This window comes from Rufibacter psychrotolerans (assembly GCF_016924645.1).
Lineage (GTDB): Bacteria > Bacteroidota > Bacteroidia > Cytophagales > Hymenobacteraceae > Nibribacter > Nibribacter psychrotolerans.
In genome coordinates this window covers 30320-49057 of sequence record NZ_JAFFJV010000019.1, presented here as the reverse complement: position 1 = coordinate 49057, position 18738 = coordinate 30320, and the positions used below count along the sequence as shown (strand labels likewise).

The following is an 18738-nucleotide window of genomic DNA, read 5'->3' as shown; positions in this document are numbered from 1 at the left end:
TATCTTTAGCCTGTTCACCTTTGAACCATTTTATGAATTACCGCAATTTTTGGAAAAAGGGCTGGTCAGGCTTGCTTTTCCTGCTCCTGGGGGCTGTCGCTGCGCAGGCCCAGCCGTCCCAAACCTTTACCCGGCAAGATACGCTGCGGGGCTCCATCACGCCCGAACGCGCCTGGTGGGACCTGGTGCACTATGACCTGCGCCTGCAGGTAATCCCTCAGGACAGCACCATGCGCGGGGTAAACCTGATCCGGTACAAAGTATTGGAGCCCAAACAGGTCATGCAGCTTGATCTGCAGGCACCTATGCGGGTGGAGCAGGTGGTGCAGAACGGCCAGAAGCTAAAGGTACGGCAAGACGGCAACGCCTGGCTGGTGGAGTTGGTGGAGCGGCAAACGCCGGGCTCGCTGCAAACCGTGGAGGTGCACTACGGCGGCAAGCCGAAGGTGAGCACAAACCCGCCCTGGAGCGGGGGCGTCACCTGGCAGAAAGACGCCAGGGGCAATCCCTTCATTGCCACTTCCTGCCAGGGCGACGGGGCCAGCCTGTGGTGGCCCTGCAAAGACCACATGTACGACGAGCCCGACAGCATGATGATCAGGGTGCGGGTGCCCGGAAATCTGACCAACGTGTCCAACGGGCGCCTGCGGCAGGTAGAGCCGCACGCAGACGGTACCAAAACCTTCCACTGGGCCGTCACCAACCCCATCAACAACTACGGAGTCAACGTGAACATTGGTGACTACGTGCACTTCTCAGAAACGTATGCGGGCGAGAAGGGCTCCCTGGACTGCTCTTACTACGTCCTGCGCGATAACCTGGAGAAAGCCCGGCAGCAGTTCAAGGAGGTGCCCCGCATGCTAAAGGCCTTTGAGCACTGGTTCGGGCCGTATCCGTTCTATGAAGACGGCTTTAAACTGGTGGAGGTGCCGTACCTGGGCATGGAGCACCAGAGTTCGGTCACGTACGGCAACCGGTACCAGAACGGCTACCTGGGCCGCGACCTGAGCGGCACCGGCTGGGGCCTCAAGTTCGACTTTATCATTGTGCACGAGAGCGGGCATGAGTGGTTCGCCAACAACATCACCTACAAAGACATTGCCGACATGTGGATCCACGAGAGCTTTACCGCTTACTCAGAGAACTTGTTCGTGGAGTACTACTTCGGCAAGCAGGCTGGCGCCGAGTACGTGCGGGGCACCCGGCAAAACATCCGGAACGACCGCCCCATCATTGGTCCGTACCACGTGAATGCCAGCGGCTCCGGTGACATGTACTACAAAGGCGCTAACATGCTGCACACCCTCCGGCAGGTGGTAAACGATGACGCCAGGTGGCGAAAACTGCTCCGGGGCCTAAACCAGGAATTCTACCACCAGACCGTGACTACCCAGCAGGTGGAAAAGTACATCAGCGCCCAAACCGGCCTGAAACTGACGCCGTTTTTTGACCAGTACCTCCGCACCGTGCAGATCCCGGAACTGGAGTACAAACTGGAGGGCAGGCAGGTGCTATACCGCTGGCGGAACTGCGTGCCCGGCTTCGACCTGTCGGTGAAGGTGACCATAGGCGGCAAAGAACAATGGCTGAAGCCCGTGGCCACCACCTGGAAGAAAGCGGCCCTTCCCGCAGGAGCCTCAGACGTGAAGGTTGACCCAAATTTTTACGTGACCGCCCGGCGCGTGCAGTAAGGAGTTAGATACTGCAATCAAACTGGGCTTTGCCCCTAAAACAGGACTGCCTGCCTCAGAGACATTACCGTCTGGAGGCAGGCAGTTTTTTGTTGGGTGATTTCCCAACCACCTGGTCTGTTTTGGGCCTTTTTTCACGAAACAGGCCCAAAATGGGTAGCGGAAGAGGCGATCAACCTAGAGGGCGCGAACCTTAGTCCAGGCCGCCCTGGCGGGTTGGGCTTCTAAGGGCCGGCCAGGTGGTAGGCTCACCCGTTCTGGGGTTCACGGGCAGCACAATGCGCTCGCGTGAGGTTTTGGCCGGGTCTTCGCTGGCCATGTACGCCAGGATCGCCGTCAGGATGGCGTTGTTGCGCACATCGTCAAACACAATCTTGTCATAGGTGTCACGGTTGGTGTGCCAGGTGTAGGTGCCGTACGACCAGCTCAGCGAGCTCAGCGAGAAGGCCGGTGCGCCCGCCGCCACGAAGGAAGCGAAGTCAGAGCCGCCCGCGCCCGGAGTGCCCGGGAAGTTGGTCTCAATGTGCTGCCGTATCTCCTGCGGCACCTGCGACAACCAGCGGTTGATGTAGTCATAGGAATGCAGGAAGCCCTGGCCAGAGATGTTCACCACCCGGCCGGTGCCGTTGTCCTGGTTGAACAGGGCCTGCAGGTTCTTCACAATCTCGGGGTGATCCTCCACAAAGGCGCGGGAGCCGTTCAGGCCTTGTTCCTCGCTGCCCCAGTGGCCCACCAGGATGGTACGCTTAGGGTTGGGGTAGAGCTTTTTAAGAATGCGCATGGCCTCCATCATCACCAGGGTGCCGGTTCCGTTGTCGGTGGCGCCGGTGCCCCCGTTCCAGGAGTCAAAGTGAGCCGACAGGATCACGTATTCGTCGGGTTTCTGGGTGCCTTTGATCTCCGCGATGGTGTTAAAGGTGGGTACCTTGCCTTTTTCCTGCGATTCGGCCCGCACGGTGATCTTCGGCTTCTGGCCAGACTCGCTCAGGCGGTACAGCAGGCCGTAATCTTCCAGCGACACATCTACGGTAGGGATTTTTTTGGTATAGGCGCTGAAGATCTTGTTCACGCCAAAGCCCGAAGACCAGTTAGACATGACCACCCCGGCCGCGCCGGCTTTCTCCAGGGCCACGGGCAGGGTGCGCGCGGTGTGCCCGGTTTTGCGCAGGCGCTCGCGCCAGGCCTCGGTGAGGGCGGTGCGCTCCTGCTTCATCTTCTCAAACGATTTCTTGGTGGCAAATTCCTGCCAGTTGTAGTCGGGCCGGCCGGTGGGCTGAGGCATGGAGATGAGCACAAACTTGCCTTTCACGGCGGGCAGCCACTTCTGGAAAGCAAGGGAATCGGTCACATCGGGCAGGAGGATGGTTTCGGCGGTCACGCCTTTGGCCTTGGTGCTGGGGCTCCAGGCCAGTTGCATGCCCTCCAGGGTTTTCACCCAGGGGTGTACCATGTCAATGTGGGTGACGCCGCGCTGCCAGCCGCGCCACTCGCCCCACTTCTCGTTGCGGGCGCTGATGCCCCAGCCTTTGTACTTGGCCACGGCCCAGTCATGGGCTTGCTGCATCTGGGGCGAGCCCACCAACCGCGGACCAATCACATCCATGAGTTCGTGCGCCAGGGGCTCCAGCTGGGAGTTCTCGTTGGCTTCTTTGACGATGCCTTGCACCACGGGGTCTTTGGACTGGGCGAAGCCCACCTGCGTGGCCACCAGCAAACTGAAGAAAAAGAGCTTGGGGGTACTGGGTTTGTACCGGGTGAGGGAAGTACGTACTAGGTTTTTCATGCCCCTAAATTATAAACGCCAGCCACATTAAAAAAAAGCCCGCGCTGTAAAGAGCCGGCTTTCTTTGGGCTTGTTTTGGTAAAAAGGGCTCCGAAACGGCAAGGGCTACTCCAGTACGAAGTCCTCGGTGCGGGGCAGCTCCATGAACTTTTGGGCCAGCTCCGGGGGCAGGGCACCTAGTTTGCGCCGGGCCAGGTCTATCCAGGCGCCGTCTACCTGGATCACGGCCGCCTTCACGCCATCGCCCCGGTGAAGTTCGTGGCGGATGGACCAGCGCGAACCATCGGGCCGAGCCTTGGTGAGCCAGGAATGGATCTGGATGGTGTTATTGAGGCCTACCTCGCGCAGGTACTGCAGCTCTTCCCGGAACAGGATGGGGCCCAGCTGCAGCTTCTGGAAAACCCTGAAATCAAGGCCCAGCCCCTCCAGCATGGAGATACGGGCCTGGGCGGCAAAATCGGCATAGGCAGAGTGGCGCAGGTGCATGTTGGCGTCTACTTGCGCCCAGATCACGTGTCCTTCATAAACAATGCTCATATAGAACTAGGTTTGGTTTAACTACTCTTAGTATAAAGGCACTTTCTTTTAGCTGGCTGCTGATTTGTGCCTTTTTGCAAAAGGTAAGGCAAAAACCCAGTTAAGTGGGTAAGAAATCAGCAGTAAACATGCTTATACTTCCGTTTGCCTACTTTTTGTTTCTGCGCTTTAGACCCCGGGTATTTTGTCTAACCTTAAAGAACTGAATTTGTGGCCCTAACCCGGTATGCTAAATCTGTAAGTTTAAGAGGATGAAAGAGCGAATTTGATTAAAAAACCAAACTTTCTTTAGAATTCTTACCGGTAACGTCTTATATTACGGCTGAAAAATACTATTTGTCAATTAGCTGAAGTGCACGTTATGAGAACACGGCTGAGAGATGGGCAAGTTATTTTGGTTATGCTGGGCCTGTTGTTGGCGGGTTTTGCTGCCGGCAGATTTTTAAGCCAGGACCCGGTATTAGGGGGCATCCTTACAGGATTACCATTGCTTTTCGCCATAACCATCATCCTCAAGAACAGATACCGAAGCAGAGGCTCCAGAGTTTGAAGCTGCTCAGGGAGCAACGGGTATATCTACGAGGCGCTGGCAGAAGTCTCCTCTGCGAATAGCTTCGCTTACCCGGTGTACTGGCATGAATGGTTTAGGAGTGAAACCTTGATTTCAGTCTGAAAACAGGGAGTGCTGCTGGTTTACTTCTGCTCAGGCAGGAGCAACGTACGTTATAAAAGTTGGTTTGTGCTTGAGTAATAGCTGATTAGAGAGGAGAGTGACAGGAGGGAGAAGATGGAAAAGGAAAAAGTTTAAATAAATAGCTTTTTCTATATCCGTTTTAGGCGAATTTGAGTAAAATAGCTGAAAAATGACCTCCCATGCAACAAACTACTTCTGCTTCTCCGCATCTTCTGGAAATAGCCTGGGAAGCGTGTAACCAAGTAGGTGGAATCTACACGGTAATCCGCTCCAAAGTGCCGGCCATGATTGAGTACTGGGGAGACCAATACTGCCTCATTGGTCCTTACTTCCCGCAGCAGGCGGCCAACGAGTTTGAGCCCTCCGAGGATTACTCAGACGCCTACGGGCAGGCCGTGCTGGAACTGCGGGCGCAAGGGGTAGAGTGTTATTACGGTACCTGGTTGGTGACGGGCAGGCCCCGCATCGTGCTCATAAACCCGTACAGCGCGTACAACCTGCTGGGCGAGATCAAGTACTTTCTGTGGGAGAACCACCAGATTCCTACCTCCAACGAGGAATTGCTGAACCAGGTGCTGGCCTTTGGGCAGCAGGTAAAGCGCTACGTCACCTTGCTGTCGCAGAAGACGCAGGTGGTGGCGCACTTCCACGAGTGGATGGTCGGGTCGCCCATTCCGGACTTGCGCCGCGAGCAGGTGCCCGTGAAGATCGTGTTCACCACGCACGCCACCCTGCTGGGCCGCTACCTGGCCATGAACGATCCCAACTTCTACGACCAGCTTACCTCGGTAGACTGGCAGCACGAGGCGCAGCATTTCAACATTGAGCCGGCGGTGTCCATTGAGCGGGCCGCGGCCCACGGGGCCCACGTGTTCACCACCGTGAGCGAGGTCACCGTGCGGGAGTGCATCTACCTGCTGGACCGGATTCCGGATACGGTGCTGCCCAACGGCTTGAACATCCGGCGGTTCACCGCCATGCACGAGTTTCAGAACCTGCACCTTACCTACAAGAAACGCATCCACCGGTTTGTGATGGGGCACTTCTTCCAGAGTTTCCCCTTTGACCTGGAGAAGACCGTGTACTTCTTCACCTCGGGTAGGTTTGAGTACCGCAACAAGGGCTTCGACCTTACCCTGGAGGCCCTGGCCCGCCTGAACCACCGCATGAAGCAGGCCAAGAGCGACATGACCGTGGTGATGTTCTTCGTGACCAAGCAGCCGTTCTACTCCATCAACCCCGGGGTACTGCACTCCAAAGCCCTGATGGAGGAGATTCAGGAAACCTGCGAGGCTATCAAAGACCAGGTAGGGGAGCGCCTGTTCTACGAGGCCGCCACCAGCAGCGAGCACAAGTTGCCGCAGCTCAACGACTTTGTAGAGGACTACTGGAAACTGCGCTACCGCCGTACCATCCAGTCGTGGAAGACGCACCAGTTGCCGCCGGTGGTTACCCACAACCTGGTCAACGACCAGTCTGACGAGATTCTGCATTTCCTGCGCAGCTCCAACCTGGTGAACAACGCCGATGACCGCGTGAAAGTAGTCTACCACCCCGATTTTATCTCGCCTACCAACCCGCTGTTCGGGATGGAGTACGGGCAGTTTGTGCGCGGCTGCCATTTGGGCGTGTTCCCCAGCTACTATGAGCCGTGGGGCTACACCCCGCTGGAGTGCGTGGCTAGCGGAATTCCGGCCGTGACCAGTGACCTTTCGGGTTTCGGGGACTACGTGAAGAAGAACATCAAGAAGCACACCGACAAGGGTATCTACGTAATTGACCGGCACGAGCGCAGCTTTGACTCCTCGGCTGAGCAACTGGCCCGCCACATGATGGACTACGTGGAGATGAGCCGCCGCGAGCGCATTACCCAGCGCAACAAAGTAGAGGGCTTGTCTGAAATGTTTGACTGGAAAAAACTGCTGGTGCACTATGAACGCGCCTACCAGTTGGCCCTGAGCGCCAACCCTGACTAAGCTTGCTGCCTGGGCAAAAGCGCGTGATTTAATCTAAAAAGTCGGGGCCTGTTTTAGGGGCGTTTTACAGAAAACGCCCCCAAAACAGGCCCCGACTTTTACAGTTCGGCCTTTCGCTTGGAGGAGGCCTATTTTGCGGAGATTACCTGTAGTTGGGCAAACCCGGCGGGCACGGTAAGCAAGAGTTGGTGGGTATCTGCCTTAACCTCAAAACTGATCTCAGCGCCATCCACCAAAATTTTCTGGGCGTTGGTTGGAACGCCGTGCAGCACCAGGTCATAGGTGGTATAAGCATCCTGGCCCGCGCCTTCGCGTTCCTGCGTCACCGTGAAGATTCCCTCTGGGTTGCTGGTCTGGAAGGTCTTGTGCAGGAAGTTGCCTTCGGCGTAGCCGTAGCCCTCGCCGCCGTCTTCATAGAGTTTGCTGGTGCAGGTTTCGGTGCCGTGGTACACATGCAGAGTAACGGGTGGGGTTGCCAGCTCGCCCACGTACTGCTGCACGGGGTAAAACGGAACCACCGCTCCGGCCTGCACAAACATCGGGATCTTGTCCAGCGGCGCCTCGGCCCAGACTTCCCGCTTGCCCTGTACCAGCTCATCGGTCCAGAAGTTGTACCACTGGCCCTGCGGCAGGTACAGGATGCGGCCTTTCACCCCTTGTTGCGTGATGGGGCACACCAACAGATGGTCGCCCACCGAGAACTCGGCCATGCGGTGGTAGCACTCGGGGTCCGTTTGGTCCAGGAACGCCAGGGGCCGCAGCATGGGTGTGCCCTGGTCTACGTACTGCCAGAAGGTGGTGTACAGGTAGGGCAGGAGTTGGTAGCGCAGCTCAATGAATTTACGGGCCAGGCCGGTGTACGGCTCCCCGAATGACCAGGGCTCCTGATCGCCGTGGTCGCCGGAGGAGTGGGTGCGGCAGAACGGGTGGAAAATGCCCAACTGCAGCCAACGCACGTACAGCTCGCCGTCTGGCGTTTCAATAAACCCGCCTATGTCTGACCCCACGAACGAAAGCCCCGAGATGCTGAGGCGCTGGCACTGGATGTTGGCCAGCCACAGGTGGTCCCAGGAGGCGATGTTGTCGCCGGTCCAGGCGGAGGCGTAGCGCTGCACGCCTGCGTAGCCCGAGCGGGTGATGGTGAAGGGCCTGTCTGGGTAAGAGAACTGCTTCACGCCCTCATAGGTGGCGCGAGCCATCTGCATGCCGTAGATGTTGTGGGCCTTGCGGTGGCTACCGGGCTCGCCGTCAAAGTGGTGGCGCACGTCGTTGGGGAAGGTGCCAATCTCAAACACGGCCGGTTCGTTCATGTCGTTCCAGACGCCTTTTACGCCTGTTTCTTCTATAAGTCCCTTAAACAGGCCAGACCACCAGGTGCGCACGTCTTCGCGGGTGAAATCCGGGAAATGGCAGAGGCCCGGCCATACCGTTCCCTTGTAGAGGGGACCATCGGCGCGGCGGCAGAAGTAATCGTTTTTGATACTTTCCTGGTACACCCAGTAGTCGCGGTCTACCTTAATGCCCGGGTCAATGATCACTACGGTCTTGAAACCGTCTTCCTTGAGTTCCTGCACCATGCGCTTGGGCTCGGGGAAGTAGTCTTTGCTCCAGGTGAAGCACCGGAAGCCTTCCATGTAGTCAATGTCCAGGTACAGGGCATCGCAGGGGATTTTGCGGTCGCGGAAGCCTTGGGCCAGGTCTTTCACCACCGCCTCTGGGTAGTAGCTCCACTTGCACTGGTGGTAGCCCAGGGCCCACAGGGGCGGCAGTTCGGGCGGGCCGGTGAGTTGGGTGTACCGCTCCACCACCTGGGTGAGGGAAGGGCCGTAGATGAAGTAATAGTCCATGGTGCCGCCCTGCGCCCAGAAGCTGGTCACCTCCTTGCGCTCGCTGCCGAAGTCAAAGAACGTGCGGAACGTGTTGTCAAAAAACACACCATACGCTTGGCGGTGGTGCAGCCCCATGTAGAAGTTGATGTTCTTGTACAAGGGGTCGGTGCCTTTCTTGTAGCCGTAGGTGTCTGAGCCCCAGTTCTCAAAGCGCTGGCCCCGCAGGTTCATGTTGGCGGCCTTGTCGCCCAGGCCGTAGTAGAACTCGTCTTTCTGCACGGCCTTGCTCATCTTCACAATCTCGCCGCCGTACTCTTTGTGGTCTTCCCAGTGGAAGCCTTTTTCGTCCTCGTTCAGCACGGTGCCAGATTTATCCAGAATTCGTGTAACCAAACCTACTTTGGAAACCGTACAGATCAACTCTTTGGTGGTAATCCGGATATGATCAGCGAGCGTTTTTACCTTGAGGCGGGTGTTGGCCCTGGGCCGCCCCGGCGCCAGGGCATAGGAAAACTCCCGGGCGAAGGTGCCGTCGGTGGTGAACTTAAAGCGCAGGATGTGGTTGGAGAGGGCCTCTACCCTCAGGCCTGCCTGGTTATCACACCAAAGGGTAACGGTATGGTCTAGGTGATCAACGTGGGTAAGGGTGCCGGCGAAGAACTCCTCGCGTTTTGCGCCCAGATCGTTGATCATGTAATTAGTGTCTTGAATAGAACTATCCATGAAAAAGTAAGAGCAGGAAAAGAAAATAGGGATTTGTACTTATCAAAAAAAGGTTTGTACTCAGTATTTATGCGTAAACCAAACCGCATAATTACGGAATGTTTTCGATAAAACGCCGAAAAGCGGCTCCTTATTGAAAAAAAATGCCGGTGGTGCCTTGTAGGAGAACAATGCTTCTCTATCTTTACATGATACCACTCCCCGCGTCTTTGAAGAATTGAGTAATAATGAGAAAATTGCGAGTACTAATGCTAGGCTGGGAAGATCAGCCTATTTTAAATGGAGGAGTAGGCAAAGCCTGTTTTCACCTAGCCGAGGCCCTGGCCAAACAAGTTGAACTTACCATGATTGTACCGCAGGCAGACCAGCTTGCCCTTGACCATCATGCCGAAGTTGTGGGCCTGAACAAGCTAGACCTGGAAGAAATCAAACAGGCGCCCGTTGCCCAAACCTTTGAGCGATTTGCCATCACCCACCGAGTTCCTGCCAATCTTTTCCCGTATGAAGGTTCTGCCGTACCCGCCGGAGGCACTCCGCCGGAGGAATCCGTGGAATCTGAGACCCAGGAAGTACAGGTGCCCGACACCGTAAAGACCACTCATTCAAGCTATAATGGCAAGCCCCAGATCAATGTGGCCAACGGGGCAAAGGGAACGCTCAACTTTGAGGTGATCCAGTTTGCGCGGTACGCCGCCCGGCTGGCTTCGCACAAGGAGATTGACGTGGTATACGCCCATGACTGGATGACCTTTCTGGCGGGCATGGAAATTAAAACCCAACGCAAGGTTCCGCTGGTAGTGCACGTGCACAGCCTGTCGTTCGACCGCCAGGTGGGCGAGCCCCTGGGCTGGGTGTATGAGCTGGAATCCAAAGCCATGCACGAGGCAGACCTGATCCTGGCCGTGAGCGACCGGACCGCCCGCATGATAACCAAGCGCTACGGCATACCGGCCAAGAAAGTGCAGGTGGTGTACAACGGGGTAGACAGGGTAGCCCCCTCTCCGGTGGCGCCGGTGAAACGCAAGCAGGTAACATTTTTGGGCCGTTTGGTGGCGCAGAAAGGTCCTCTGCAGTTCCTGAAAGTAGCCAAACAAGTCCTGAAGAAAGACCCTGAGGTAAACTTTGTGGTGGCCGGACACGGCCCGCAGTTTGAAGAGGCCCAGAACATGGTAAAACGACTGGGCATAGAGGAGGCCGTTACCTTTACCGGTTTCCTGCCGCCCGCCAAGGCTGATACCCTCCTGAAGAACTCCAGCGTGTTCTGCCTGCCGGCCCTGTCAGAGCCCTTCGGCCTGGCGGCCCTGGAGGCCACCCAGGCCGGACTGCCCGTGGTGATCACCCACCAGACAGGCGCCGCCGAGGTGCTGCCCGAGGCCAGCGTGGCCGACTGCAACGACACCGATGGCCTGGCAAGACACATCCTGCAACTGCTGGAAGACGAGGAGCTCCGCGCCAAGCAGGTGCAGGCCAACCAGGCGGCCCTGAAACAGCTCACCTGGGGCACCACCGCCGACCAGGTGCTGGAAAGCCTGCACTCCGCCCTGCAACTGCAAGGGCAGGAGCAACCCCTTGGCTAAAAAACTCGGCAGTTTTGCCCAGATTACGATAAAACACCCCATAAACAGCCTTTCTGTGAAACAGGAGGCAGGTTGCTACACAAACGGAAGGCCGCCGCAGTACTCTGCGGCGGCCTTCCGTTTTTTGATTTTCACACCAAAGCATCCCATTAGATGAAGAGTGCCGGCCCTCACCTCTGTACTTGCTGCCTACCATACTGAATCGGGCCTGTTTTCCAGAAAACAGGCCCGATTCAGTTTTGGCACTAATTAAAAGCATAAAACAATCCCCCATTTGAGCGGACGCTTTAAGCAGCAGGTCAGGGCTTTGGGCAAGCCTTATTCCTCCTTTTTCAGCACCAGGGCCGTGCGGTTGGGCAGGTAGATGCTTAGCCTTGGGCCGTACTGGGTGGGCTGAGTGAAGTATTTCACGGTGGGGTCTACGCGGTCATGGCCTCCGGTTTCGGGGGTGTCTGAGGACAGCACCATGGTGTAGGTGCCGGGCTCGGGCACGGGAAACAGATAGTCTGGGACAGAATGGTGCGTGTGGAAGTTGAACAGGAAGATCAGCCCCGCCCTTTCAAAGATGATGACCTGGTTATGGTTGTCCTGGTGCAGTTTGTGCGCCGGGCCGTGCTCCAGCACCTCAAACTCCTGGGCCAGGGCCAGCATGTCTTTCTCAAACTGCCACAGGTGGCGGTACCGCAGGTCGGGGTTGTCTACCAGGGACCATTGGCGGCGGGCGTATTGGTAACTCCAGTTGTTGCCCTGCCGGGGGAAATCTACCCACTCGGGGTGGCCGAACTCGTTGCCCATGAACGTGAGGTAGGCCTCGCCGCCCAACGACAGGGTCAGTAGCCTAATCAGCTTGTGCAGCGCCACACCCCGGTCAATGACCGGATGTTGGTCAATGACCCGCATGTGGAAGTACATTTCCTTGTCCATGAGCCAGAAGGCCAGGGTTTTATCGCCCACCAAGGATTGGTCATGGGACTCGGCGTACGCCACGGTTTTCTCGCCCACGCGCCGGTTGGTGAGCTCCCACCAGATGGCATCCAGGTTCCAGTCTTCGTCTTTGGTGTGCTTGAGCGTCTTGATCCAGTAGTCGGGGATGCCCATGGCCAGGCGGTAGTCAAACCCTATGCCCCCGTCCGGGATGGGGCGGCACAGGCCCGGCATGCCGCTCATGTCTTCGGCAATCAGGACCGCGCCCGGTTTAAAGGTGTGGCTCAACTCGGCGGCCAGTTGCAGGTACAGGATGGCGTCTTCGTCCACGCCCCGGTCAAAGTAGCGGTCATAATGGCCAAACGCCACGCCCTCGCCGTGGTGGTGGTACAGCATGGAGGTCACGCCATCGAACCGGAAACCGTCAAGGTGGAACTCCTCCAGCCAGTACCGCACATTAGACAGCAGGAACCGCCTCACCTCCGGAATGCCGTAGTTGAAAAGCTTGGAGTCCCAGCCGGGATGGTGCCCGCGCGGGCCCTGGTGGAAGTACTGGCCCCCGGAGCCGTCAAAATCGGCTAAGCCCTCGGCCATGTTCTTCACCGCGTGCGCATGGATCAGGTCCATGATCACGGCAATGCCCCGCCGGTGGGCCTCATTGATCAGGTACTTGAGGTCCTCGGGGGTACCGAACCGCGAAGTAGGGGCAAAGAAGTTGGAGACGTGGTAGCCAAACGAGCCGTAGTAGGGGTGCTCCATCAGGGCCATCAGCTGCAGGCAGTTGTACCCCGTTTCCGCAATGCGCGGCAAGATTAGGTCGGCAAACTCCCGGTAGGTGCCTACCCCGTGCTTTTCCTGGGCCATGCCCACGTGGCACTCATAGATGAGCGGCTGGGTAAGCTGGCTTACGTTGAAATCTTCATCGGTCCAGGTGAACTCTGTTTCCGGAGCCCAGTACTGGCCCGAGAAATCATACGTGTCCGGGTCCTGGATGGCCCGCAAGGTAAAGGGCGAGATGCGGTCGCGGCCTTCGCCGGTGGCGCCTACCACGTGCACCTTGTAGCGGTGCCCGTGCAGGACCTGTACCTGGTCTTCGGGCAGAAACACTTCCCAGATGCCGCCCTCCAGCCTTTTGAGCGGATGGGCACTACGGTCCCAGAAGTTGAAATCACCAATGAGCGAGAGCGCCTGCGCGGCGGGGGCCCATTCGCGGTAGCGCCACCCCTTGTTCTGGGGTTCATGGTGCAGCCCCATGCGGTGGTGCCAGGTTGCGTAGTGGGCAAGGGAGCCGCAGGCCTGGTCAATGTCTTGCTGGGTTTGTTCATAGCGCGCCAACCGTCTCTTCAGGTGCGGTGTGTAGGGGGCAAGCCAACTGTCTGATTGAATCAACGGGAGAATAGGGGTTACCTGGGGCATAGGAGCAGTTTTGGAGTTGGTTAAGTTACACTTCGCCGGGATAAGGTGCAACATTGAAACACCATTAGACAAGCAGCGTTGAAAGTTGGTAAATAGGGTATATGATTATAGGTTAATTTTGATAAATTCGCAAGGAAATCGATTTCGCTTGAGATTGGTTCGCTATCTCTCACTAAACTAATTATTGCCTATCGCATGAAAACTACGTTTCGTTTGCTTGGCTTGTTGCTGGTCTTGCTGCTGGCACAGGCAGTTCAGGCGCAGGTGGTGACCTGGTCGCCGGCTTTTCCTGTCCATGATGAACCGGTGACCATCACCTTTGACGCCACCAAGGGAACCGGCGGACTGGCCAACGTTGGGCCGCCGGTGTACGCCCACACCGGCGTGCTGACCAACCTGAGTACCTCAGATTCTGACTGGAAGTACGTGAAAGCGCCCTGGGGCAGCACCGCGCCCGAGATCCTGATGCAGTCTTTGGGGAACAACCGGTACCAGATCACCCTCACGCCCCGCACCTTCTACAACGTGCCCGCCGGTGAGGAGATCAAGGCGCTGATGTTTGTGTTCCGCAACGCCAACGGGAGCCGCGAAGGCAAAGATACCGGGGGCAAAGACATTAGGGTGAACATCTACTCAGCGGGTTCCGTGAACGTGTCGTTCGCGCAGCCCGTGGTAGGCATGAACGGCCTTTTCGTGGACCAGAACCAGACCATCCAGGTAAGGGGCAACGCCTCGGCCACGGCCAAACTCTCTTTGCTGGTGAACGGGGTGAAGGTGAAGGAAGAAGCCGCGGCCACCACCCTGGAGGCGCAGGTAACCGCCACTACTCCCGGGCCCAACAAGGTGAAACTGATGGCCGAAACGGGCACCGCCACCGCCGTGGACTCATTTATTTTTGTAGTGCGGTCGGCTACCCAGGTGCAGGCGCTGCCGGCCAACGCCAAAGACGGGGTTACCTACCTGAGCGCCACCAGCGTGCTGCTCAACCTGTACGCGCCCCACAAGCAGAACGTGTATGTGGTAGGTGATTTCAACAACTGGTCGGTGGGCGCCACGCCCATGAAGCGCACCCCAGACGGAACCCGCTACTGGGTGCAGCTAGACAACCTGACCCCGGGCCAGGAATACGCCTACCAGTACCTGGTGGACGAGACCCTGAGGGTGGGGGACCCTTACACCCAGAAAACCCTTGACCCCAACGAGGACCGCTTCATTGCCGCCGAGACCTACCCCAACCTGAAGCCATACCCCACCGGCAAGGCCACCGGCATGGTGTCTGTGCTGCAGACCAACCAGACGCCTTACCATTGGAAGGTGCCTAACTTCACCAAACCCAAGAAAACCGACCTGGTGATCTATGAGCTGCTGGTGCGCGACTTCCTGGAAAAACATGACTACAAAACCCTCACCGACACGCTGAATTACCTGAGCCGCCTGGGCGTGAACGCCATTCAGCTGATGCCCATCCATGAGTTTGAGGGCAACCTGAGCTGGGGCTATAATTCAGTGTACTACTTTGCGCCCGACAAGTACTACGGCACCAAGGAGATGCTGAAGCAGTTCATAGACGAGGCACACGCCCGCGGCATGGCCGTGATCCTGGACATCGCCCTGAACCACTCTTTCGGGCAGTCGCCCATGGTGCAGCTGTACTACAACGGCGCCACCGGCAAGACCACGCCGGAGAGTCCCTGGTTCAACCCAGACCCCAAACATGACTTCAACGTGGGGCATGACTTCAACCACGAAAGCGCGGCCACCAAGTATTTTGTGGACAGGGTGACGGAGTTCTGGCTGCAGGAATACAACGTAGACGGCTACCGGTTCGACCTTTCCAAGGGCTTCACCCAGAAACAGACGCTAGGCAACACCGGCGCCTGGGGCCAGTTTGACCAAAGCCGCATTGACCTGCTCAAGCGCATGGCCGACCACGTGTGGTCGGTGGAAAACGATGCCTACGTGATTCTGGAGCATTTTGCCGATAACAGCGAGGAAACGGTGCTGGCCAACTACGGCATGATGCTATGGGGCAACCTGCACTTCCAGTACAAGCAGGCTGCCATGGGCTACACCGCCAACTCTAACTTCAACTGGGTGTCCCACAAACAGCGCAACTGGAACAGCCCGCACGTGGTGGGCTACATGGAAAGCCATGACGAGGAGCGCCAGATGGTGGAACTGCTCAACCACGGCAACAGCGCGGGTACGTACAGCACCAAAAACCTGACTACTGCCCTGCAGCGCATGCAGCTGGCGGCCGCTTTCTTCTTCACCATCCCGGGGCCTAAGATGATCTGGCAGTTCGGGGAGCTGGGCTATGACATTCCTATTAACCAGAACGGCCGCACCGGCAACAAGCCTATCCTGTGGAATTACTACAATGAGCCGGAGCGCCGCAAACTGTACAACGTGTACGCTGCCCTCATCAAGCTGAAGGTCAACCAGCCGGCCTTTGAGACCAACAACTTCACCCTGAACCTGGACGGCGCTCTGAAAACCATCCACCTCCAGGACCCGGACATGAACGTGGCCGTGCTGGGGAACTTCGGGGTAACTGCCGGCACCATTGATCCTAAGTTCCAGCACGTGGGTACCTGGTACGACTACGTTACCGGCGAAGCCTACACCGTGACCAACGTCAACCAGGCCATCACGCTACAACCCGGTGAGTACCGCGTATACACCACCAAGCGCCTGTCTACCTCCAGCATCCTGCTTAAATCCAAGGACGAGGCAGACCTGGCCAAGAACGTGGTGGCGTACCCTAACCCCACCAGAACCGGCCAGGTAACCGTTCAGTACCAGCTGGCCGCCGCCGCCGACGTTTCCCTGCAGGTGTACGACCAGGTGGGCCGATTGCTCATCAGCAAGTCGTTGGGTAGACAAGCCGCCGGTAACCACACTGTCACCCAACCCCTGAAGACCAACGGTGGCCGTCTGGCACCGGGCATTTACCACTGCAAGCTTATCACGGGTACTACCAGCAAAGCCCTGCAAGTGGTAGTGCAGTAACAGATAAGCCGTGATGGAAGAGGCGCCTCCGCCGCTTCCCTTAAATAAAAGCCCCCGTCGTTTTAGCGCTGTTTCTGTAAAAACAACGCTAAAACGACGGGGGCTTTTTTTGGTTATAGCGCTTGTGAGAAATAGCTGCCATTGGTAGCTGTGGTGTTTTCCTTTGTGCCTAATGCAACAGGCTCTTTTCATGAAGGAAAATTAAGGAGGCGGTTTACCCCGGCGAGCAGCAATTGCAGTGCTTTTAGTAGAAGATTTAACTGCTGATTTCTTCAGACCGAAAGACTAATTGGGAATGGACCAGCAGATGTAAACACTCCTCTGCGCTCCCCTCAAGGGGAGAGTCACTTTTCAGTCATCTGCTGGTAGTTTCACTAATGTTCGGCTATAATTTCCTATGATTGAACCTGCAGAAGTAGCGCAAACGGAAAGGTAATGGCCAAAAAGAAAGCCGATGCTTTTGGCAATCGGCATAGGGTTGGGAACGAGTGCGGTTGGTAAGAACAAGCAAATACGGGAGTCTCTCCAGAGTTTCGGGCGGAAGTAGCTAGCACGGAGCTTACTCCCTTTGGAGGACATAGTTGATGCCACCCAGCAGGTGCTGGAGGAATAAAGGCTCTGCATAGCTTTCCTTGGTGTGTCCGCCGGCGGTGTAGAAGGCTCGTCCGCCGTCAAAAGTGTGGTACCAGGCAATGGGGTGGTTCGTGCCGTTCTTGCCGCCTTGGTAGGTAGCCTCGTCTAGCGTAGCCAGTACTTTCACGCTCGGGTTGATGCTTTTGAAGTTGTACCACTCGTCGGTGCGTTGCCAGTGGGTGGGCAGCATGCTGGTGGCGGGGTGGGCTTTGTCCACTACCTGGATGGTGGCTTGCTGCACCTCGGGGTGGCTCTCAAAGTAAGCGCCTACCAACTGGTTGTACCAGGGCCAGTCGTACTCGGTGTCGGTGGCAGAGTGGATGCCCACAAAGCCGCCGCCACCTTGTATGTACCGCTCAAAGACTTTTTGCTGTGCCGGGTTCAGCACATCCTGGGTGGTGCTCAGGAACACTACCGCCTGGTACTTCGCCAGCGAATCTGGGGTAAAGTGGGCCGCATTCCTGGTGGTGTCTACGGTAAAGTTGTTCTCTTTGCCAAGTCTTTGCAAGGCTGCCAACCCGGTGGGGATGGAGGTATGGTAATACCCGGCGGTTTTATAGAAGACCAGCAGGGCTGGGGTGGTTTTTTTACCGGCCAACCGGGCATTGGGAACGCAGCCGCTGTACAGGCAGAGCACCAGCAGCAGAGCTGAAAGGAATGGTTTCATACAGGCGAGGACACGTGGCGGGCAGCATGCGGCAAGGCCCGGTTTCTGTTCTAAGTCTAAGGGTTTTAGTGCGGTTTTACAAAAAAGAGGGCAAAAACAAGGCGTTCTTATGGGTTGCCCGTTTGGCATGCAGCGGTGCGCCAAGGCTTTTACAGAAGCTACCATTAGGCAATAGCTCACCTGTTGCCCCTTGTGGGTCAAGTTCCAGAAATTGAGAGGCGGTAAGAAGCGCTGGCTAATTCAGGGGCTGCAGAATGAAGCGCAGGGCCTGGTCCAGTTCTGGCGTGTAAGAAACCGGCAGGTCAAACCCTTCTTTCAGGATGGTGTATAGCTGGCCCGGCGTGGTGATGAACTGGCGTTTCGATTTGCCGTGCACGTAATGTACGCTGAGCTCATTGTTGCGCAGGCAGTAACGGGCCTCCGGAGTAACTTTGGCTACCAGCAGACCCGTCACAAAAGGTGATCTGGGATGGGTGGAGGTGAACCAGTTCGACACTTCGTAGTCGGCGGTGAATTGCTCTTGCAGCCCGAAGCGGTACAAAGGTTTCCAGGTGTCCTGGATTCTGGCCTGCAGCACGTACTCGTCTTCCAGCGGCACCAGGCGGAACGTCTCATGCGTGGTTCGCTGCTCGCTCAGGTCGTGCAGGCGCAGCGGGGCCGTGAGACTGAGGCCGCCAAACCCCACGTCGGCCAGGTATTCTTCACCTTCCACCTCCACCAGCAGCAGCATGTGGGCGCGGGCAGTGGTCACGCCCCCCGGTACGTTCCACAGCACCCTGGCCGCCAGGCCTTTCACCTTGTAGCCCAGGGCCTGCAAGGCATGGCTGAAAAGCTGATTCTGTTCAAAGCAGTAGCCGCCCCGCGCGTCTTCCACCATTTTGCGCTGCAGGGTTTCAATGTCAAGGGGCACCGGTTTCTTAAGGAAAGGGTTCAGGTTCTCAAACGGGAAGGTGAGGGCGTGCAGGTAGTGCAGTTGCCGGAGGGTTTCCAGGGTGGGCGCGGTGTCTCCGGTGTAACCAATGCGCGCCAGGTAGCGGCTTATGTTTAACCCCTCTTTGTTGATTTTGAAGAATGTCTTTACGGGCGCAACGGGAGCAATGGTGGTCATAACGTTCTGTAATAAAGGGTAGTAGGATTGATTAAGCTTTTCTTTTTAGGTATATAAGTTTCTTTTTACTGCTATAAACTTGATAGTATCTGGCTTTGTACCTCCATTTATGACTCAGAGCTACAGGAAGTCCACGGGGCGGTGCTACGCGTCGCCTAGTGGCTTTGT

10 protein-coding genes are annotated in these 18738 nt (G+C 57.0%); 4 read left to right on the top strand and 6 right to left on the bottom strand.

What is annotated here, in order from left to right:
• The first annotated feature begins 32 nt into the window (after window positions 1-32).
• Window positions 33-1691 (top strand): M1 family metallopeptidase, encoded by a 1659-nt coding sequence (locus JT718_RS16855; RefSeq protein WP_205503961.1) that lies wholly within the window; start codon window positions 33-35, stop codon window positions 1689-1691.
• Between the two features lie 193 nt (window positions 1692-1884).
• Here the strand turns inward: JT718_RS16855 and JT718_RS16850 are convergent, their stop codons facing one another.
• Window positions 1885-3474 (bottom strand): M20/M25/M40 family metallo-hydrolase, encoded by a 1590-nt coding sequence (locus JT718_RS16850; RefSeq protein WP_205503960.1) that lies wholly within the window; start codon window positions 3472-3474, stop codon window positions 1885-1887.
• Between the two features lie 105 nt (window positions 3475-3579).
• Entirely contained in the window at window positions 3580-4011 is a 432-nt protein-coding gene (locus JT718_RS16845) for an acyl-CoA thioesterase (RefSeq protein WP_205503959.1), read from the bottom strand.
• Window positions 4012-4884: 873 nt separating this feature from the next.
• Here JT718_RS16845 and JT718_RS16840 point away from each other — a divergent pair.
• Entirely contained in the window at window positions 4885-6681 is a 1797-nt protein-coding gene (locus JT718_RS16840; RefSeq protein ID WP_205503958.1) for a glycosyltransferase, read from the top strand.
• 128 nt (window positions 6682-6809) lie between these two features.
• Here JT718_RS16840 and JT718_RS16835 read toward each other — a convergent pair whose 3' ends face one another.
• Window positions 6810-9233: a glycoside hydrolase family 31 protein gene (locus tag JT718_RS16835; RefSeq protein WP_240337144.1), complete on the bottom strand. Its 2424-nt coding sequence runs from the start codon at window positions 9231-9233 to the stop codon at window positions 6810-6812.
• A gap of 227 nt (window positions 9234-9460) precedes the next feature.
• Here JT718_RS16835 and JT718_RS16830 point away from each other — a divergent pair, with 227 nt between their 5' ends.
• Window positions 9461-10810: a glycosyltransferase gene (locus tag JT718_RS16830; protein WP_205503957.1), complete on the top strand. Its 1350-nt coding sequence runs from the start codon at window positions 9461-9463 to the stop codon at window positions 10808-10810.
• A gap of 318 nt (window positions 10811-11128) precedes the next feature.
• Here JT718_RS16830 and JT718_RS16825 read toward each other — a convergent pair whose 3' ends face one another.
• Window positions 11129-13150 carry an alpha amylase C-terminal domain-containing protein gene (locus JT718_RS16825; protein WP_205503956.1) on the bottom strand — a complete coding sequence of 674 codons (2022 nt, stop codon included), beginning with the start codon at window positions 13148-13150 and terminating at the stop codon, window positions 11129-11131.
• A 195-nt stretch (window positions 13151-13345) separates the two neighbouring features.
• On the opposite strand from JT718_RS16825, the gene JT718_RS16820 reads away from it, so the two are divergent.
• Window positions 13346-16162 (top strand): alpha-amylase family glycosyl hydrolase, encoded by a 2817-nt coding sequence (locus tag JT718_RS16820; protein WP_205503955.1) that lies wholly within the window; start codon window positions 13346-13348, stop codon window positions 16160-16162.
• Window positions 16163-16721: 559 nt separating this feature from the next.
• Here the strand turns inward: JT718_RS16820 and JT718_RS16815 are convergent.
• Window positions 16722-17462, bottom strand: coding sequence for a ThuA domain-containing protein (locus tag JT718_RS16815; RefSeq protein ID WP_205503954.1), 741 nt, complete (start codon window positions 17460-17462; stop codon window positions 16722-16724).
• Between the two features lie 235 nt (window positions 17463-17697).
• Entirely contained in the window at window positions 17698-18570 is an 873-nt protein-coding gene (locus JT718_RS16810; protein ID WP_205503953.1) for an arylamine N-acetyltransferase family protein, read from the bottom strand.
• Window positions 18571-18738: the final 168 nt, after the last annotated feature.

Bases quoted from the DNA above. Each gene is read 5' to 3' on its own strand.
- JT718_RS16855 (WP_205503961.1), top strand. From the start codon at position 33: ATGAATTACCGCAATTTTTGGAAAAAGGGCTGGTCAGGCTTGCTTTTC.
- JT718_RS16850 (WP_205503960.1), bottom strand. From the start codon at position 3,474: ATGAAAAACCTAGTACGTACTTCCCTCACCCGGTACAAACCCAGTACC.
- JT718_RS16845 (WP_205503959.1), bottom strand. From the start codon at position 4,011: ATGAGCATTGTTTATGAAGGACACGTGATCTGGGCGCAAGTAGACGCC.
- JT718_RS16840 (WP_205503958.1), top strand. From the start codon at position 4,885: ATGCAACAAACTACTTCTGCTTCTCCGCATCTTCTGGAAATAGCCTGG.
- JT718_RS16835 (WP_240337144.1), bottom strand. From the start codon at position 9,233: ATGGATAGTTCTATTCAAGACACTAATTACATGATCAACGATCTGGGC.
- JT718_RS16830 (WP_205503957.1), top strand. From the start codon at position 9,461: ATGAGAAAATTGCGAGTACTAATGCTAGGCTGGGAAGATCAGCCTATT.
- JT718_RS16825 (WP_205503956.1), bottom strand. From the start codon at position 13,150: ATGCCCCAGGTAACCCCTATTCTCCCGTTGATTCAATCAGACAGTTGG.
- JT718_RS16820 (WP_205503955.1), top strand. From the start codon at position 13,346: ATGAAAACTACGTTTCGTTTGCTTGGCTTGTTGCTGGTCTTGCTGCTG.
- JT718_RS16815 (WP_205503954.1), bottom strand. From the start codon at position 17,462: ATGAAACCATTCCTTTCAGCTCTGCTGCTGGTGCTCTGCCTGTACAGC.
- JT718_RS16810 (WP_205503953.1), bottom strand. From the start codon at position 18,570: ATGACCACCATTGCTCCCGTTGCGCCCGTAAAGACATTCTTCAAAATC.